The following is a 15,901-nucleotide window of genomic DNA, read 5'->3' as shown; positions in this document are numbered from 1 at the left end:
CTCGCCGACCTGCATGCTTTGGCACCGCATTTCGTGCTGCCGCATAGGCGCGATTACCGTGCCTATCCGCGGGTCATCAAGCCCAAGCCTTCGAAGTATCCGACCAGAAAGAAAAATGCCAGTCAGGCTTAACTGACTGGCATTAGCCCTAGGGCGGCTTTTTTCATGAGGTAAGCGAGCGGGCGCCGGTCATTCACCTTCGTCGAAATAGTTGTTGATCAGCTCGACCAAAGCACGCATGGCTTCGTCGCTTTGCTCACCCTCGGTCTCCAGTTGCAGTACCGTACCCTTGCCGGCGGCCAGCATCATGACCGCCATGATGCTCTTGCCATCCACCGGCGGCTCGCCACTGCGGCCCACCCGTACGCTGGCGGGATAGCGTCCGGCCACGCCGACGAATTTGGCCGCCGCTCGGGCGTGCAGGCCCAGCTTGTTGATGATGGTGATCTGTTGGGCAGGCATTGAGTCTGTCCTTGTGGAAGCGAAAAACGGGCGTCAGAGATCGCGGTGACGGATCTGGACGTTCTTGAGCAGGTCTTTGAGTTCGCGACCGAGGCGGTCGGCCAGGTAGACCGAGCGGTGGTGACCACCGGTACAGCCAATGGCAACGGTCACATAGGACCTGTTGTTGGCCGCAAAGCGCGGCAACCACTTCACCAGATAATCGCGGATGTCATTGTACAGGGTCTCTACCTCGGGCTGTTGCTCGAGATACTCCCTTACCGGGACATCGAGTCCGGAAAAGTCGCGCAGTTCTGGTTTCCAGTAGGGATTGGGCAGGAAGCGCACATCGAACACCATGTCCGCGTCCACTGGAATGCCACGCTTGAAGCCAAAGGATTCCACCAGATAGGCGGTACCGGGCTCCGGCGCATTCAGCAGGCGCAACTTGAGCATGTCGCGCAACTGGTAGAGATTCAGGTGGGTGGTGTCGATCTTCAGGTCGGACAGGTCGGCGATAGGCGACAACAGGAGTTGCTCGTCCTGGATGGCTTCCGCCAGGGATCTCTCCTGGTTGGACAGCGGATGCCGACGACGCGTCTCGGAAAAGCGCTTGAGCAGCGTCTGGTCATCGGCGTCCAGATAGAGGATATCGCAGCGGATATTGCGGCTGCGTACCTGTTCGAGCAATTCGGGAAAGCGCTGCAGCTGGCTGGGCAGGTTGCGCGCATCGATGGACAGGGCGACCTTGGGTTGCGGCCGCTCCATGTCGGTCAGGGCATGCTGAGCGAGATCGGGCAGCAGGCTCGCCGGCAGGTTGTCGATGCAATAGAAGCCATTGTCCTCAAGCACGTTGAGCGCCGTACTCTTGCCCGACCCGGAACGTCCGCTCACGATGATGAGGTGCATGTCAGTGTCCGCTCTGGGCCTCGACGACAATCTGGTAGAGCGCCTGGTTGTCCTTGGCCTTGCGTAGCCGATCACGGATGTCCGCCCGGTCCAGGATACCGGCGATCTGGCGCAGCAGCGTGAGGTGCTGCTCGGTGGCCGCCTCGGGTACCAGCAGGACGAACACCAGATCCACGGGGGCGCCATCCAGGGAATCGAAATCCACTGGGTGTTGCAGATGGAACAAGACGCACAACGGCTGTTGCAAGCCTGCCAGACGGCAGTGGGGGATGGCGATGCCGTTGCCGAAGCCGGTGGAACCTAGGCGCTCGCGCGCCATCAGGCATTCGTAGATGTGCCCCGCGTCGTGGCCGGGCAGTTCCTGCGCGGCCAACTCGGCGATGCGTTCCAGTACGGCGGCTTTGCTGCCTCCCGGCGCACCCGTCTGGGTGCGGCCGGGGGTCAGGATGTTTTCGAGTCTGATCATAAAGCGGCGATCGAAACCTCAGCGGACGCCGACGCCCTGCTGGCGTTCGATCGATTTTTCCTTGTGTTTAATCAGTTGGCGGTCGAGCTTGTCGGCCAGGAGATCGATGGCGGCATACATGTCGTCGTGCTCGGCATTGGCGACTACCGAGGCACCGGCGACGTGCAGGGTGGCTTCGGCTTTGTGCTTGAGCTTGTCTACTTCGAGAATGACCTGGACGTTGGTAATACGGTCGAAATGACGTTCGAGGCGGGCGAGTTTCTCGCCGATGTAGTCACGCAGGGCTTCTGTTACTTCGAGCTGATGGCCGCTGATGTTGACTTGCATACCGCTTCTCCTTATTGCCGGGCTGCGATCGGCGAAGCTACTCGCCGACATGACAAGGGGCGAACGAGGCACGGTCGCGACCGGGGGACGTCAGACCAGACGCTTGCGTTCGCTGGATGGAGCGATCCCCAAGGATTCCCGATACTTAGCCACCGTGCGACGAGCGACTTGTATACCTTGCGATTCCAGTAAACCAGCGATCTTGCTGTCACTCAACGGCTTTTTCGCGTTTTCCGCCGCCACCAATTTCTTGATGATCGCGCGGATCGCGGTGGAGGAGCATTCGCCACCCTCGGCGGTACTGACGTGGCTGGAGAAGAAATACTTGAGTTCGTAGATGCCACGCGGGGTGTGCATGAATTTCTGGGTGGTTACCCGCGAGATGGTCGACTCGTGCATGCCCACCGCCTCGGCGATGTCGTGCAGGACCAACGGCTTCATCGCCTCTTCGCCGTATTCGAGGAAACCGCGCTGGTGCTCGACGATCTGGGTCGCCACCTTCATCAGGGTCTCGTTGCGGCTCTGCAGGCTCTTGATGAACCAGCGGGCTTCCTGCAGCTGGTTGCGCATGTAGGTATTGTCGGCGCTGCTGTCGGCGCGCTTGACGAAGCCGGCGTACTGGGGATTCACCCGCAGTCGCGGCACCGCTTCCTGGTTGAGCTCCACCAGCCAGCGCTCGTTGTGCTTGCGGACCAGGACGTCCGGCACCACGTATTCGGCCTCGCCGGACTCGATCTGGGAGCCGGGACGCGGGTGCAGCGTCTGGATCAGTTCGATGACGGGCTTGAGTTCCTCTTCCTTGATCTTCATGCGGCGCATCAGCTGCGCGTAGTCGCGGCTGCCGAGCAGATCGAGGTAGTCGCTGACCAGGCGCTTGGCCTCGCCGAGCAGGGGGAGGGTGGCCGGCAATTGGGCCAGCTGGATCAGCAGGCATTCACGCAGGTTGCGTGCGGCGACACCGGCCGGCTCGAACTGCTGGACCCGCCTGAGCACCACCTCGACCTCGTCGAGATCCACTTCCAGCTCCGGATCGAGGGAGGCATGGATGTCTTCGAGGCTTTCCTGCAGGTAGCCATCGGTGTCGATGCCGTCGATGATGGCCAGCGCGATCAGGCGGTCGAGGTCCGACATGGGCGCGAGGTTAAGCTGCCACAATAGATGGGTCTGCAGGCTCTCGCCGGCCGAGGTACGGGTGGTGAAGTCCCACTCGTCGTCATCGTTGCTGGGCAGGCTGCTGGCGCTGGTCTGGTAGATGTCTTCCCAGGCGGTATCGACCGGCAATTCGCTGGGAATGCGCTCGCTCCAATCGGAGGGCTCATCGGCCATCTCGTTGGTGGCGACCGACGTCTCCTTGAAGTTGATTTCGGCGCTACCAGGGTTGGCTAGCTCGTCGCCGTCGCTCAAGGGCTCGCTGTGGTCGAAGTCTTCGCCTTCTTCCTGACGTTCGAGCATGGGATTGGATTCCAGGGCTTCCTGGATTTCCTGCTGCAGATCGAGCGTGGAAAGTTGGAGTAAACGAATGGCTTGTTGCAGCTGCGGCGTCATCGTCAGCTGCTGGCCCATCTTGAGGACTAGCGATGGTTTCATGGCTGCGGAATTACACCTTGTCTACCGACGCGAACAGCGCCACCGAACCTCGCGAAACCTGCGAGCGTTAGCAAATTATATGCCTTGTTTCCCCAGGTTTGCCTAGAGGCGGAATTCGTGGCCCAGGTAGACTTCCTTCACCAGGTCATTGGCGAGGACTTCCTCGGCGGTACCTTCGGCGATGAGTTGGCCGTCGTTGACGATATAGGCCGTCTCGCAAATGGTCAGGGTTTCCCGCACGTTGTGGTCGGTGATGAGTACACCGATGCCCTTGGCCTTGAGGTGGCGGATGATCTGCTTGATGTCGCCCACCGAGATGGGGTCCACACCGGCAAAGGGTTCATCGAGCAGGATGAACTTGGGTGCGGTGGCCAGGGCGCGGGCGATCTCGACGCGGCGGCGCTCACCACCCGACAGGCTCATGCCGCGATTGTCGCGGATATGCGTGATGTGGAATTCCTGCAGCAGGCTTTCCAGCTCACGCAATCGGCCGGCCTTGTCCAGATCCTTGCGGGTTTCCAGGATGGCGAGGATGTTGTCGGCCACGGTCAGCTTGCGGAAGATCGAGGCTTCCTGCGGCAGATAGCCGATGCCGGCGCGAGCGCGGCCGTGCATGGGCAGGGCGGTGACGTCCTCATCGTCGATCAGGACGCGACCCTGATCGGCCTTGACCAGGCCGACGATCATGTAGAAACAGGTGGTCTTGCCGGCACCGTTCGGGCCGAGCAGGCCGACGATCTGGCCGCTGTCGATGCTGACGCTGACGTCGCGAACGACCTGACGACCCTTGTAGCTCTTGGCCAGATGCTGGGCTTTGAGCGTAACCGTCATTGTCCCTGCCCCGACTGCTGCTGATCCTTGGGCTGGATGACCATGTCGATGCGTGGTCGCGGCGTGGTGATCTTGCTGCCGTTGGCGCGACCGGCGTTGACGATCTGGCGCTGGGTGTCGTAGACGATCTTCTCGCCTTCGAAGGTATTGCCCTGCTGGATCACCTTGGCCTGGTCGATCAGGATGATGCGATTTTCCTGGGCGAAATATTGGATGGTCAGGGCGTAGGCCTTGACGATGTCCTTGTCCGGCGCGGGGCGCTGCTCGAAATAGGCCGGCTTGCCCACCGCGGTTGCGACCTTGATGTTGCCCTGGTTGTCCTGGGTCAAGGTCACGGTATTGCCGGTGATCTTCATGCTGCCTTGGGTGATGACCACGTCGCCGCGGTACACGGCCACGCCCTGCTTGTCATCGAGCTCGGCGCTGTCGGCCTGCACGCGGATCGGCTGGGTGCGATCGGTCGGCAATGCCCAGGCCGCAGCACTACTCAAGGTGGCGCCAAGGGTGAACAGAAAGGGGAGGGTTTTAACGAACCTCATACTGGCCTCTTACGTTGGACAGCAGGAGCATTCTGCCGTCTTCTAGATACGCTTTCATGCCTTTGGCCGTCGTCACCCCATTGGCAGCGTCGATTCTAACGGCTTGCTCGGTTTGCGCATATTGTTTGTCGGGAAAGACGGTCATACGAGTGGTGGTCAGCACCACCGGGCGGCCGCGCTCGTCGGTCCGTTCCACGCGCACGTCATCGATCAGCTCTGCTTGGCTACCGCCGGGGGCGACTTCGGCCCGGGCACTACGGATGTGCCAAGGAAATTCAGTGCCACGAAAGGCCAGCATGTCGGGTCGGGTCACCAGGGTGACATCGGTGGCCTTGACGTGCTCGCTGCGCTCCGCGGTGAGTTCGTACTGAATCTTGCCGTCCAGGCGATACTGAATCGTCCGGGTATTGAGGGCATAGCCATCGATGGCGCTGTCTTGCTGAGCCGTTGCCGGAGCGTCGACGAAGCGCTGCGGCAGGATGTTCCAGTAGCCGATCGCGATGAGCGCGGCGGCGATCAGGACCAACAGCACGGGGCGGCGCAAACTGCCAAACATGAGGCTACCTGTGTCAGGCCGCACTGGGTGGCGGCGGGTTGAAGACGTTTTTCGCGGTACACGAGCCGACCAGTATAACCCGGCCTACAGCACCCCGGCGCGCAGCAGGTCACCCATGTTGAGGGCGCCGAGCGGCCGCTGTGCCTCGTCGACCACCACCAGGGCATTGATCTTGTGCTCTTCCATGATCTTGAGCGCTTCTGCGGCGAGCATCTGGGCCTTGGCAGTTCGACCGCCGCGGGTCATGACGGTTGCGATGGGGGTCGTCCGCACATCTATCCCGCGATCCAGGGCTCGGCGCAGATCGCCGTCGGTGAAGATGCCGGCCAGGCGGCCATCGGCGGCCAGCACGCTGGTCATGCCCAGGCCCTTGCGCGACATCTCCAGCAGGGCATCGGACACCAGGGTGTCTTCGCTCACGCGGGGCAGGTCGTCACCGGCGTGCATGACGTTCTCCACCTTGAGCAGCAGACGCCGCCCCAGGGCGCCGCCCGGATGGGAGAAGGCGAAATCCTCGGCGGTGAAGCCGCGTGCCTCCAGCAGGGCGATGGCCAGGGCATCGCCCAGGACGAGGGCGACGGTGGTGGAGGAGGTCGGTGCCAGGTTGAGCGGGCAGGCTTCGGTTTCGACGCTGGTATCCAGATTGACGTCTGCGGCCTTCGCCAGGGGCGAGGCGGCATTGCCGGCGAAGCTGATCAGCGGCACGCCCAGGCGCTTGATCAGCGGCAGCAGGGTGAGGATCTCGCTCGAGGTGCCCGACTGGGAGATGGCGATGATGACGTCATCCCGGGTGATCATGCCCATGTCGCCGTGGCTGGCCTCGGCCGGGTGAACGAAGAAGGCCGGACTGCCGGTACTGGCCAGGGTGGCGGCGATCTTGTTGCCGACATGGCCGGACTTGCCCATGCCCAATACGACGATGCGCCCGCGGCAATTCAGCAGCAGGCGACAGGCCTCGGAGAAGCTGGCATCGACGCGTTCGCCCAGGGCGGCCACCGCCGTTTGCTCTACCTCTATGGTACGCCTGGCGGAGGCGATGAAATCTATTGTGTCGGACATGGGTCAGAAGGCAGGTGGCAGGACAATCGGAAATTATATGCGCAAAGCCGCGACACTCAGCAACGTCACCCGTAGGTCAGACGTCTCATCGGCAACGGATGATATAGTGCCGCCCTTTTGCAAGGGCTGTTGAGCGCAAGAGTCGCGTGCCCTGACGCGGCGGAGCGGCGTCTCCCTGCACAGAGTTGAATCTTAGGAGTTTCGATGGCCGTCGATAGCCCGTATGCCGTGGAGTTGAAGGGCGTTTCCTTCAAGCGCGGTACGCGTCTGATCTATGACCAGGTCGACATTCGCATCCCGCGTGGCAAGGTCACCGGGATCATGGGGCCGTCTGGAAGCGGCAAGACCACCCTGTTGCGGCTGATCGCCGCCCAGCTGCGGCCGAGCGCCGGCGAGATCTGGGTCAATGGCGCCAATCTGCCGCAGTTGTCCCGTGGCGAGCTGTTCGAGATGCGTCGGCAGATGGGCGTGCTGTTCCAGAGTGGCGCCCTGTTCACCGATCTCGATGTCTTCGAGAACGTGGCCTTTCCGCTGCGGGTACATACCAAGTTGCCCGAAGAGATGATTCGCGACATCGTCCTGCTCAAGTTGCAGGCGGTGGGTTTGCGTGGCGCCGTCGAATTGATGCCGGATGAACTGTCCGGCGGCATGAAGCGGCGAGTCGCCCTGGCGCGCGCCATCGCCCTGGATCCGCAGATCCTCATGTACGACGAACCCTTCGTCGGTCAGGACCCCATTGCCATGGGCGTGCTGGTGCGGCTGATCCGCCTGCTCAACCAGGCCCTGGGCCTGACCAGTATCGTGGTTTCCCATGATCTGGCCGAGACAGCCAGCATCGCCGACTACCTCTATGTAGTGGGCGATACCAAGGTGCTGGGGCAGGGCACGCCGAAGGAATTGCGCGAGTCGCCGGATCCGCGGGTACGCCAGTTCATGCAGGGCATTCCCGATGGCCCGGTACCCTTCCACTTCGCCGCGCCGGATCTGCGCGATGCCTTGCTGGGGAAACACTGATGCGTAAGGTTTCCGCCGTGGAGCGGATTCGTCGGCTGGGCCGGGCCGGGCTGGACGTCGTGGCGGCCATCGGTCGCTCGGTGATCGTGCTGGTGCTGGCGGTGTTCGGCCGCGGTGGCGTGGGCAGCGGCCTGCAACTGCTGGGCAAGCAGCTCTATTCGGTAGGCGTGCTGTCGCTGCCGATCATCGTGGTCTCGGGTTTCTTCATCGGTATGGTGATCGCCCTGCAGGGCTACAACATCCTGGTCAAGTATGGCTCCGAGCAGGCCGTGGGGCAGATGGTCGCCCTGACGCTGCTGCGCGAGCTCGGCCCCGTGGTGACCGCGCTGCTGTTCGCCGGTCGCGCGGGGTCCGCCCTGACCGCCGAGATCGGCAACATGAAGTCCACCGAGCAGTTGTCCAGCCTGGAAATGATCGGCGTGGACCCGCTCAAGTACATCGTCGCGCCGCGCTTCTGGGCCGGCTTCATTTCCATGCCGCTGCTGGCCGCCATGTTCAGCGTGGTGGGTATCTGGGGCGCGGCCATGGTCGCCATCGACTGGCTCGGCGTCTATGACGGCTCCTTCTGGGCCACCATGCAGCACAGCGTGATGCTCAGCGACGTGCTCAATGGCGTGATCAAGAGCCTGGTGTTCGCCTTCGTGGTGACCTGGGTCGCCGTCTTCCAGGGGTACGACTGCGAGCCAACGTCCGAAGGCATCGGTCGCGCCACCACCCGTACCGTCGTCTATGCGTCGCTCGCCGTGCTTGGCCTCGACTTCATTCTTACCGCCCTGATGTTTGGAGATCTCTGATGCAAACCCGCACCCAGGAAATCGGTGTCGGACTCTTCCTGCTGGCCGGCGTGCTCGCGCTGCTGTTGCTGGCGCTGCGGGTAAGCGGTCTGACGATGAGCGACCATCGCGATACCTACAAGGTCTATGCCTATTTCGACAACATCGCCGGTCTGACGGTGAGATCGCGGGTGACGATGTCGGGCGTGACCATCGGTAAGGTCACCGCCATCGATCTCGACCGCAACAGCTACCGCGCGCGGGTCACCATGCAAATCGACAAGCAGGTGGACAACCTGCCGACCGACTCCATCGCCTCCATCCTGACCGCTGGCCTGCTCGGCGAGAAGTACATCGGCATCAGCGTCGGTGGCGACGAACAGGTGCTCAAGGAAGGCTCGACCATTCGAGATACACAATCTTCGCTGGTTCTCGAGGATCTGATCGGCAAATTCCTGCTCAATTCGGTCAATAAAGACTCTTCCGCAAACAAATGATGCGAGGCTTTTCCATGCTCAAGCTAATTCGTCACGGAGTGATCGCGATCCTGGCCCTGTTGCCCCTGGTCTCCCAGGCAGCGCCCTCGGCCTACGACGTGATCCAGCAGACCACCAATACCTTGCTGTCGGATCTCCAGGCCAATCGGGACACGTATCGCAGTAATCCAGAAGCCTTCTACGAATCGCTGAACAGCATTCTCGGGCCGGTGGTGGATGCAGAAGGCATCTCGCGCAGCATCATGACCGTGCGTTACAGCCGTAGCGCCACCCCCGAGCAGATGGCCCGCTTCCAGGAAAACTTCAAGCGCAGCCTGATGCAGTTCTATGGCAATGCCCTGCTGGAATACAACAACCAGGGTATCCGCGTCCTGCCCGAAGGTCCGTCCGATGGTCCTGATCGCACCAGTGTGGGCATGGAGGTCAGGGGCAACAATGGCGCCGTCTACCCGGTGCAATACACCATGGTCAAGCAGGGTGACGACTGGAAGGTCCGCAATGTCATCATCAATGGCCTGAACCTCGGCAAGCTGTTCCGCGATCAGTTCGCCCAGGCGATGCAGGACAACAACGGCGATCTGAACAAGACCATCGACAACTGGGCGGGCACCGTGGCCAAGGCCAAGGATTCGCCCGAGGCCCAGAAGGCCAAGGTCGGCTCGTGAGTCGCGCTGCCATCTCCGGCGAGGGCGCCCGGCTGCAATTGTCGGGCGTGCTCGACCACGCCAATGTGCCGACCTTGCGCGAGCAAGGTCGGGCGCTGATTGGCCAGGGCAGCGGTCCGCTGCTGCTGGACTGCGCTGGCGTCGAACGCTCCAACAGCGCCGGCTTGGCGCTGCTGCTGGCCTGGCTGCGCGATGCCCAGGCTGCCGGGCGTCCGCTCACCATCGCCAGCCTGCCCTCCGAGCTACGGCAGATCGCCGACGTCTCGAATGCCTTGGAGTTGTTGCCCCTGGCAGACCAGGCTCACGCCTAGCGGTCATCGCAGTCGCCGTACCGCCGGTTTTTTTGTATGATCGCCGGCTGTACTAGATTGCCGAGGTGCCGCCATGCAGGCCCAAGAAGTCAAAAGCCTCCTGGAGGCGAAACTGGCCGATACCCAGGTGGAAGTGGAAGGTGAGGGCTGCAACTTCCAGCTCTACCTGATCAGCGACGAGCTCCAGGCCCTCAGCCCGGTCAAGCGTCAGCAGCAGGTCTACTCTCATCTCCAGCCGCAGATCGCCGATGGCAGCATCCACGCTGTCACCATGAAATTCTTCACCCGTGCCGCCTGGGCCGAACGCGCCTGATTCGCGGCGCCGAGAACTCGTTATGGACAAACTGATCATTACCGGCGGCAATAGCCTGAACGGTGAAATTCGCATTTCCGGAGCCAAGAACTCCGCCCTGCCGATCCTGGCCGCGACCCTGCTCGCCGATACGCCGGTGACCATCGCCAACCTGCCGCACCTGCACGACATCACCACCATGATCGAGCTGTTCGGTCGCATGGGCGTGCAGCCCATCATCGGCGAGAAGCTCAACGTCGAGGTGGATGCCTCCAGCATCAAGACGCTGGTCGCGCCCTACGAACTGGTCAAGACCATGCGCGCCTCCATCCTGGTGCTGGGGCCGATGGTTGCCCGCTTCGGTGAAGCGGAAGTTGCCTTGCCCGGTGGCTGCGCCATCGGCTCGCGCCCGGTCGACCTGCATCTGCGCGGTCTGGAAGCCATGGGTGCCAAGATCACCGTCGAAGGCGGCTACATCAAGGCCAAGGCGCCGGCCGGCGGTCTGCGCGGTGCCCACTACTATTTCGATACCGTCAGCGTGACCGGTACCGAGAACGTGCTGATGGCCGCCACCCTGGCCAAGGGCCGCAGCGTCATCCAGAACGCCGCCCGGGAACCCGAGGTGGTGGATCTGGCCAACTGCCTGATCGCCATGGGTGCCAACATCAAGGGTGCCGGTACCGATACCATCACCGTGGAAGGCGTCGAGCGCCTGGGTGGCGCCACCTACTCGGTGCTGCCCGACCGCATCGAGACCGGCAGCTACCTGGTCGCCGCCGCCGCTACCCGCGGTCGCGTCAAGCTCAAGGATACCGATCCGACCATCCTCGAAGCCGTGCTGGCCAAGCTGGAAGAGGCGGGTGCCCACCTCTCCACCGGCAGCAACTGGATCGAGCTGGACATGAAGGGCAATCGTCCCCGTGCGGTGAACATCCGTACGGCGCCCTATCCGGCGTTCCCCACCGACATGCAGGCCCAGTTCATCTCCATGAACGCCGTCGCCGAAGGCACCGGTACCGTGGTGGAAACCATCTTCGAGAACCGCTTCATGCACGTTCACGAGATGGTGCGCATGGGCGCCAACATCGCCATCGAAGGCAATGCCGCCATCGTCACCGGGGTACCCAGCCTCAAGGCCGCGCCGGTGATGGCGACCGACCTGCGCGCCTCGGCGAGCCTGGTCATCGCCGCCCTGGTAGCCGAAGGCGATACCCTGATCGATCGCATTTACCACATCGACCGCGGCTACGAATGCATCGAGGAGAAATTCCAGCTGCTCGGCGCCAAGATCCGTCGCACGCCCAAGTAAGGACCTCCGATGCTGACCATCGCCCTGTCCAAGGGCCGTATCCTCGACGACACCCTGCCGCTGCTGGCGGCGGCGGGGATCGCCCCGACCGAGAATCCGGACAAGAGCCGCAAGCTCATCATCCCGACCACCCAGGACGATGTGCGGCTGCTCATCGTCCGCGCCACCGACGTGCCCACCTATGTGGAGCATGGCGCCGCGGACCTGGGCGTGGCCGGCAAGGACGTGCTGATGGAATATGGCGGCGATGGTCTCTACGAGCCGCTGGACCTGCGCATCGCCCGCTGCAAGCTGATGACCGCGGGCGCCGTGGGCGCTCCGGCGCCGCGTGGGCGGCTGCGGGTGGCGACCAAGTTCGTCAATGTCGCCAAGCGCTACTATGCCGAGCAGGGCCGCCAGGTCGACATCATCAAGCTGTACGGCTCCATGGAGCTGGCACCACTGGTGGGGCTGGCCGACAAGATCATCGACGTGGTCGACACCGGTAACACCCTCAAGGCCAATGGCCTCGAGCCCCAGGAGCTGATCGCCCATATCAGCTCGCGGTTGATCGTCAACAAGGCCTCGATGAAGATGCAGCATGGTCGCATCCAGGCGCTCATCGAGACCCTGCGTCACGCCGTCGAGGCGCGCGGCGTTTAAAGGAGCGGCCGGCGTGCTGAAGCCGGCCATCCGCTGATTTCACCCCTCCAACCTTGCCTATCCGTGCCATAGCCAAATTGTCGGGCGCCCACACGGAGCCGGCTGTTACTCTCGGGCGCCCCTTTCGCTCATCCTGAAGAGGACCCGCCATGACCGCTCCGCTCGCCATCCGCCGACTCGCTGCCGCCGCTCCGGATTTCGCCGAGCATCTGGATCATCTGCTGAGCTGGGAAGGGGTCTCCGACGCCGATATTAACCAGCGGGTCCTGGCGATCATCGCCGACGTCCGCCACCAGGGCGATCAGGCGTTGCTCGAATTCACCCGCCGCTTCGATGGTGTCGAGGCGACGTCCATGAGCGATCTGATCCTGCCGCGCGCGCGGTTGGAAGAAGCCCTGGACCGGATCACCCCTGAACAGCGCACGGCGCTGGAAGCCGCCGCCGCTCGGGTGCGTAGCTACCACGAGAAGCAGCGCCAGGATTCCTGGCAGTACCAAGAAGCCGATGGCACCGTGCTCGGCCAGCAGGTCACCCCGCTGGATCGCGCCGGTCTCTATGTGCCCGGCGGCAAGGCCTCCTATCCCTCCTCGGTGCTGATGAACGCCATCCCGGCCAAGGTCGCTGGCGTGAAAGAGGTGGTCATGGTGGTGCCCACGCCCCGTGGCGAGGTCAACGAACTGGTGCTGGCGGCCGCGGCCCTGGCCGGGGTCGACCGTGTCTTCACCATCGGCGGCGCCCAGGCCGTGGCCGCCCTGGCCTATGGCACCGAGAGCGTGCCGCCGGTGGACAAGATCGTCGGTCCCGGCAACATCTATGTCGCCACCGCCAAGCGCCATGTGTTCGGCAAGGTCGGCATCGACATGATCGCCGGCCCCTCCGAGATCCTGGTGGTTTGCGACGGCCAGACCGATCCCGACTGGATCGCCATGGACCTGTTCTCCCAGGCCGAGCACGACGAAGACGCCCAGGCCATCCTGGTCAGTCCGGACGCCGCCTTCCTCGACGTCGTGGCGGCCAGCATCGCCCGCCTGCTGCCGGAGATGGAGCGTGCCGACATCATTCGCGCCTCCCTGGAAGGGCGCGGTGCGCTCATCCAGGTCGCCGACATGGCCCAGGCCATCGAGGTGGCCAACCGCATCGCCCCCGAACACCTGGAGCTCTCCGTCGCCGAGCCTGAGCAGTGGCTGCCCAAGATCCGCCATGCCGGCGCCATCTTCATGGGGCGCTACACCGCCGAGGCTCTGGGCGACTACTGCGCCGGGCCGAACCACGTGCTGCCCACCTCGGGCACCGCGCGCTTCTCCTCGCCCCTGGGCGTGTACGACTTCCAGAAGCGTTCATCGATCATCCACTGCTCGGCCAGCGGCGCTTCGGTGCTGGGTCGGGTCGCCTCGGTCCTGGCGCGCGGCGAGTCCCTGACCGCCCACGCCCGCAGCGCCGAATACCGTATTCAAGAGGAGCAGTAGGCATGAGCGAACTCTGGAGTCCCTTCGTCAAGAACCTGGTGCCCTATGTGCCGGGTGAGCAGCCCAAGCTGACCAACCTGGTCAAGCTCAACACCAACGAGAACCCTTACGGCCCCTCGCCGCGGGCGCTGGAGGCCATTCGCGCCGCGGCGACCGACGACCTGCGTCTCTATCCCGATCCCAATGGCCAGGCGCTCAAGGATGCGGTAGCCGGCTATCACGGCATCCAGAGCGACCAGGTCTTCGTCGGCAACGGTTCGGACGAGGTGCTGGCGCACATCTTTCTGGGCCTATTCGGCCACGGCCGGCCGATCCTGTTCCCGGACATCAGTTACAGCTTCTATCCGGTCTACTGTGGCCTCTATGGCATCGCCTTCGAGACCCCGGCGCTGGACGAAGACTTTCAGATCGTCCCCGAGGACTATCTGCGGCCCAATGGCGGCATCATCTTCCCCAATCCCAATGCGCCCACCGGCAGCGCCCTGGCGCTGGAAGCCATCGAGCGCATCGTCGCGGGCAACCCCGCGTCCGTCGTGGTGGTGGACGAAGCCTATGTCGACTTCGGCGCCGAATCGGCAGTCGCTCTGATCGATCGCTATCCCAACCTGGTGGTGACCCAGACGCTGTCCAAGTCACGTTCCCTGGCGGGCCTGCGCGTCGGTCTAGCCATGGGCCAGGCGCCGCTGATGGAAGCCCTGGAGCGGATCAAGAACAGCTTCAACTCCTATCCGCTGGATCGCCTGGCCCTGGCCGGTGCGGTTGCCGCCTTCGAGGATCGTGCCTATTTCGACGAGACCTGCCGGCAGGTGATCGACAGCCGCGAATGGCTGGTGTCCCAGTTGCTGGAGCGTGGCTTCGAGGTGCTGCCCTCGGCGGCCAACTTCATCTTCGCTCGCCACGTGCAGAAGGCCGGGGCGGCGTTGGCAGCGGGCTTGCGCGAGCATGGCGTCATCGTCCGCCACTTCAGTCGCCCGGAGCGCATCGCCGACTTCCTGCGCATCACCATCGGCACCCCTGCGCAGAACCAGGCACTCATTACAGCCCTCGATACCCTCTGACGGTCAGCGCGCCTTCTCCATGAGCGGGCGCAGGCCGACGGTAGCCTTGAGCTGCACGGTCTTGTTCTGTCGCTGTACCTCGATGGCGATGCTGTCGCCCGGCTGTTTGCGGGCGATCTGATTCATCGCCAGGCGGCCATCCTTGACCGGCTGGCCCCCCAGCTTCACCAGCACATCCCCCGAGCGCAGGCCGGCCTTGTAGGCGGGGCCATCAGGATCGATGTCCGTCACCACGATGCCCTGGTCGACCTTGAGGCCATAGGTCTTGACCAGCTCCGGGGTGATCACCTCCACCGCCACGCCTAGCCAGCCCCGAATGACCTGGCCATGCTGGATGATCGACTTCATTACCTCCATCGCCAGCTTGATCGGAATGGCAAAGCCGATGCCCTGGGAGCCGCCGGAGAGAATGGCGGTATTGATGCCGATCAGGTTGCCGTTGGCATCCACCAGGGCGCCGCCCGAGTTACCCAGGTTGATCGCCGCATCCGTCTGGATGAAATCTTCGTAGGTGTTGAGGCCGAGCTGATTGCGTCCGGTGGCGCTGATGATGCCCATGGTCACCGTCTGGCCGACGCCGAAGGGGTTGCCGATGGCGAGCACCACGTCACCGATGCGGATGGCGCTCGAGTCGCCCACGGAGATGGCTGGCAAATTCGGCAGGTCGATCTTGAGCACGGCAAGATCGGTGGCGGGGTCGCTGCCGATCAGTTTGGCCAGGGTCTGGCGGCCGTCGGCCAAGGCCACGACGATGGATTCCGCGTCGAGGGTCACGTGATTGTTGGTCAGCAGATAGCCGTCATGGCTCATCAGTACCGCCGAGCCCAGGCTGAGTTCCTCTGCCGGCTTGGCCGAACCCTTGCGGTCGGTCGGGCCATCACCGGTCTTGGCCGGCTTGACTGCCTTGGTCGAGCGTAGCGAGGCCACCGCCGGCGCGGCGCGACTTGCCGCATCGGCGTAGGAAACCGGGCCCTGCTGGCGCGAGCTGGACGATACCTGGGCGGACTCGAAGGTCGGCTGGGTGGGCAGTCCCAACCATTGCGGATAGCGCTGGATGATCAGCGCAGCCACCAGCACACCACACACCACGGGCCAGCCGAGATAACGCAAAGCCTTGAACATCGGTTACATCCTTGAATTTGTCCGCCTGCGATGCGGC

General features: G+C 63.4%; 20 protein-coding genes. 10 read left to right on the top strand and 10 right to left on the bottom strand.

The genetic code is table 11. The annotated features are described in order from the left end of the window. Window positions 1-189: 189 nt before the first annotated feature. The 9 genes from FAZ11_RS21650 to FAZ11_RS21610 form a co-directional block, all read right to left on the bottom strand. Window positions 190-462 (bottom strand): HPr family phosphocarrier protein, encoded by a 273-nt coding sequence (locus FAZ11_RS21650; RefSeq protein ID WP_058761953.1) that lies wholly within the window; start codon window positions 460-462, stop codon window positions 190-192. 33 nt (window positions 463-495) lie between these two features. Continuing rightward, a complete protein-coding gene (rapZ, locus tag FAZ11_RS21645; protein ID WP_058761954.1) occupies window positions 496-1,350 on the bottom strand; it encodes an RNase adapter RapZ in 855 nt (284 codons plus the stop codon). A gap of 1 nt (window position 1,351) precedes the next feature. Next, complete coding sequence (gene ptsN / locus FAZ11_RS21640; RefSeq protein WP_058761955.1) at window positions 1,352-1,816, bottom strand: PTS IIA-like nitrogen regulatory protein PtsN; 465 nt, start codon at window positions 1,814-1,816, stop codon at window positions 1,352-1,354. A gap of 18 nt (window positions 1,817-1,834) precedes the next feature. Then, window positions 1,835-2,143: a ribosome hibernation-promoting factor, HPF/YfiA family gene (gene hpf / locus FAZ11_RS21635; protein WP_058761956.1), complete on the bottom strand. Its 309-nt coding sequence runs from the start codon at window positions 2,141-2,143 to the stop codon at window positions 1,835-1,837. Between the two features lie 90 nt (window positions 2,144-2,233). Continuing rightward, window positions 2,234-3,730, bottom strand: coding sequence for an RNA polymerase factor sigma-54 (locus FAZ11_RS21630; protein ID WP_137279577.1), 1,497 nt, complete (start codon window positions 3,728-3,730; stop codon window positions 2,234-2,236). Between the two features lie 102 nt (window positions 3,731-3,832). Beyond that, window positions 3,833-4,561, bottom strand: coding sequence for an LPS export ABC transporter ATP-binding protein (lptB, locus tag FAZ11_RS21625; RefSeq protein ID WP_058761958.1), 729 nt, complete (start codon window positions 4,559-4,561; stop codon window positions 3,833-3,835). Next, window positions 4,558-5,100 (bottom strand): lipopolysaccharide transport periplasmic protein LptA, encoded by a 543-nt coding sequence (lptA, locus tag FAZ11_RS21620; RefSeq protein ID WP_058761959.1) that lies wholly within the window; start codon window positions 5,098-5,100, stop codon window positions 4,558-4,560. Before lptA ends, lptB begins: the two co-directional genes overlap by 4 nt. Then, window positions 5,087-5,656 carry an LPS export ABC transporter periplasmic protein LptC gene (gene lptC, locus FAZ11_RS21615; RefSeq protein ID WP_058761960.1) on the bottom strand — a complete coding sequence of 190 codons (570 nt, stop codon included), beginning with the start codon at window positions 5,654-5,656 and terminating at the stop codon, window positions 5,087-5,089. Before lptC ends, lptA begins: the two co-directional genes overlap by 14 nt. An 84-nt stretch (window positions 5,657-5,740) precedes the next feature. Next, a complete protein-coding gene (locus tag FAZ11_RS21610) occupies window positions 5,741-6,715 on the bottom strand; it encodes a KpsF/GutQ family sugar-phosphate isomerase (protein ID WP_058761961.1) in 975 nt (324 codons plus the stop codon). Window positions 6,716-6,919: 204 nt separating this feature from the next. On the opposite strand from FAZ11_RS21610, the gene FAZ11_RS21605 reads away from it, so the two are divergent. The 10 genes from FAZ11_RS21605 to hisC all read left to right on the top strand — a co-directional run bounded on the left by FAZ11_RS21605 (window position 6,920) and on the right by hisC (window position 14,742). Next, window positions 6,920-7,729 (top strand): ATP-binding cassette domain-containing protein, encoded by an 810-nt coding sequence (locus tag FAZ11_RS21605; protein WP_058761962.1) that lies wholly within the window; start codon window positions 6,920-6,922, stop codon window positions 7,727-7,729. Beyond that, entirely contained in the window at window positions 7,729-8,523 is a 795-nt protein-coding gene (mlaE, locus tag FAZ11_RS21600; RefSeq protein WP_058761963.1) for a lipid asymmetry maintenance ABC transporter permease subunit MlaE, read from the top strand. The genes FAZ11_RS21605 and mlaE overlap by 1 nt, the downstream gene beginning before the upstream one ends. Then, window positions 8,523-8,999, top strand: coding sequence for an outer membrane lipid asymmetry maintenance protein MlaD (mlaD, locus tag FAZ11_RS21595; RefSeq protein ID WP_058761964.1), 477 nt, complete (start codon window positions 8,523-8,525; stop codon window positions 8,997-8,999). Before mlaE ends, mlaD begins: the two co-directional genes overlap by 1 nt. 14 nt (window positions 9,000-9,013) lie before the next feature. Next, window positions 9,014-9,664 carry an MlaC/ttg2D family ABC transporter substrate-binding protein gene (locus tag FAZ11_RS21590; RefSeq protein ID WP_058772508.1) on the top strand — a complete coding sequence of 217 codons (651 nt, stop codon included), beginning with the start codon at window positions 9,014-9,016 and terminating at the stop codon, window positions 9,662-9,664. Continuing rightward, window positions 9,661-9,975: an STAS domain-containing protein gene (locus tag FAZ11_RS21585; protein WP_058772507.1), complete on the top strand. Its 315-nt coding sequence runs from the start codon at window positions 9,661-9,663 to the stop codon at window positions 9,973-9,975. The genes FAZ11_RS21590 and FAZ11_RS21585 overlap by 4 nt, the downstream gene beginning before the upstream one ends. A gap of 73 nt (window positions 9,976-10,048) precedes the next feature. After that, complete coding sequence (locus FAZ11_RS21580) at window positions 10,049-10,288, top strand: BolA family protein (RefSeq protein ID WP_007159508.1); 240 nt, start codon at window positions 10,049-10,051, stop codon at window positions 10,286-10,288. 22 nt (window positions 10,289-10,310) lie between these two features. Next, window positions 10,311-11,576 carry a UDP-N-acetylglucosamine 1-carboxyvinyltransferase gene (gene murA / locus FAZ11_RS21575; protein ID WP_058761967.1) on the top strand — a complete coding sequence of 422 codons (1,266 nt, stop codon included), beginning with the start codon at window positions 10,311-10,313 and terminating at the stop codon, window positions 11,574-11,576. Window positions 11,577-11,585: 9 nt separating this feature from the next. Beyond that, window positions 11,586-12,218 carry an ATP phosphoribosyltransferase gene (gene hisG, locus FAZ11_RS21570; protein WP_058761968.1) on the top strand — a complete coding sequence of 211 codons (633 nt, stop codon included), beginning with the start codon at window positions 11,586-11,588 and terminating at the stop codon, window positions 12,216-12,218. Window positions 12,219-12,367: 149 nt separating this feature from the next. Beyond that, window positions 12,368-13,684, top strand: a complete 1,317-nt coding sequence (gene hisD / locus FAZ11_RS21565; RefSeq protein ID WP_058772506.1) for a histidinol dehydrogenase — start codon at window positions 12,368-12,370, stop codon at window positions 13,682-13,684. Between the two features lie 2 nt (window positions 13,685-13,686). After that, the gene (gene hisC / locus FAZ11_RS21560) at window positions 13,687-14,742 is read left to right on the top strand and encodes a histidinol-phosphate transaminase (RefSeq protein WP_058761970.1); all 1,056 of its coding nucleotides are present in this window, start codon (window positions 13,687-13,689) and stop codon (window positions 14,740-14,742) included. 3 nt (window positions 14,743-14,745) lie between these two features. Here the strand turns inward: hisC and FAZ11_RS21555 are convergent, their stop codons facing one another. After that, a complete protein-coding gene (locus FAZ11_RS21555) occupies window positions 14,746-15,864 on the bottom strand; it encodes a S1C family serine protease (protein ID WP_058772505.1) in 1,119 nt (372 codons plus the stop codon). Window positions 15,865-15,901 lie beyond the last annotated feature (37 nt).

This window comes from Pseudomonas rhizoryzae (assembly GCF_005250615.1).
Classification (GTDB): Bacteria; Pseudomonadota; Gammaproteobacteria; order Pseudomonadales; family Pseudomonadaceae; genus Chryseomonas; species Chryseomonas rhizoryzae.
Note: the sequence above shows the minus strand (reverse complement) of the source record. Positions and strands in the feature narration are given on the sequence as shown.

Excerpts from the sequence above, each read along its gene's own strand:
- hisG (WP_058761968.1), top strand. The coding sequence starts at position 11,586 with ATGCTGACCATCGCCCTGTCCAAGGGCCGTATCCTCGACGACACCCTG.
- FAZ11_RS21605 (WP_058761962.1), top strand. The coding sequence starts at position 6,920 with ATGGCCGTCGATAGCCCGTATGCCGTGGAGTTGAAGGGCGTTTCCTTC.
- FAZ11_RS21580 (WP_007159508.1), top strand. The coding sequence starts at position 10,049 with ATGCAGGCCCAAGAAGTCAAAAGCCTCCTGGAGGCGAAACTGGCCGAT.
- FAZ11_RS21650 (WP_058761953.1), bottom strand. The coding sequence starts at position 462 with ATGCCTGCCCAACAGATCACCATCATCAACAAGCTGGGCCTGCACGCC.
- lptB (WP_058761958.1), bottom strand. The coding sequence starts at position 4,561 with ATGACGGTTACGCTCAAAGCCCAGCATCTGGCCAAGAGCTACAAGGGT.
- ptsN (WP_058761955.1), bottom strand. The coding sequence starts at position 1,816 with ATGATCAGACTCGAAAACATCCTGACCCCCGGCCGCACCCAGACGGGT.
- lptA (WP_058761959.1), bottom strand. The coding sequence starts at position 5,100 with ATGAGGTTCGTTAAAACCCTCCCCTTTCTGTTCACCCTTGGCGCCACC.
- lptC (WP_058761960.1), bottom strand. The coding sequence starts at position 5,656 with ATGTTTGGCAGTTTGCGCCGCCCCGTGCTGTTGGTCCTGATCGCCGCC.
- rapZ (WP_058761954.1), bottom strand. The coding sequence starts at position 1,350 with ATGCACCTCATCATCGTGAGCGGACGTTCCGGGTCGGGCAAGAGTACG.
- FAZ11_RS21555 (WP_058772505.1), bottom strand. The coding sequence starts at position 15,864 with ATGTTCAAGGCTTTGCGTTATCTCGGCTGGCCCGTGGTGTGTGGTGTG.
- hisC (WP_058761970.1), top strand. The coding sequence starts at position 13,687 with ATGAGCGAACTCTGGAGTCCCTTCGTCAAGAACCTGGTGCCCTATGTG.
- FAZ11_RS21590 (WP_058772508.1), top strand. The coding sequence starts at position 9,014 with ATGCTCAAGCTAATTCGTCACGGAGTGATCGCGATCCTGGCCCTGTTG.
- mlaE (WP_058761963.1), top strand. The coding sequence starts at position 7,729 with ATGCGTAAGGTTTCCGCCGTGGAGCGGATTCGTCGGCTGGGCCGGGCC.
- hpf (WP_058761956.1), bottom strand. The coding sequence starts at position 2,143 with ATGCAAGTCAACATCAGCGGCCATCAGCTCGAAGTAACAGAAGCCCTG.
- mlaD (WP_058761964.1), top strand. The coding sequence starts at position 8,523 with ATGCAAACCCGCACCCAGGAAATCGGTGTCGGACTCTTCCTGCTGGCC.
- FAZ11_RS21630 (WP_137279577.1), bottom strand. The coding sequence starts at position 3,730 with ATGAAACCATCGCTAGTCCTCAAGATGGGCCAGCAGCTGACGATGACG.
- murA (WP_058761967.1), top strand. The coding sequence starts at position 10,311 with ATGGACAAACTGATCATTACCGGCGGCAATAGCCTGAACGGTGAAATT.
- FAZ11_RS21610 (WP_058761961.1), bottom strand. The coding sequence starts at position 6,715 with ATGTCCGACACAATAGATTTCATCGCCTCCGCCAGGCGTACCATAGAG.
- hisD (WP_058772506.1), top strand. The coding sequence starts at position 12,368 with ATGACCGCTCCGCTCGCCATCCGCCGACTCGCTGCCGCCGCTCCGGAT.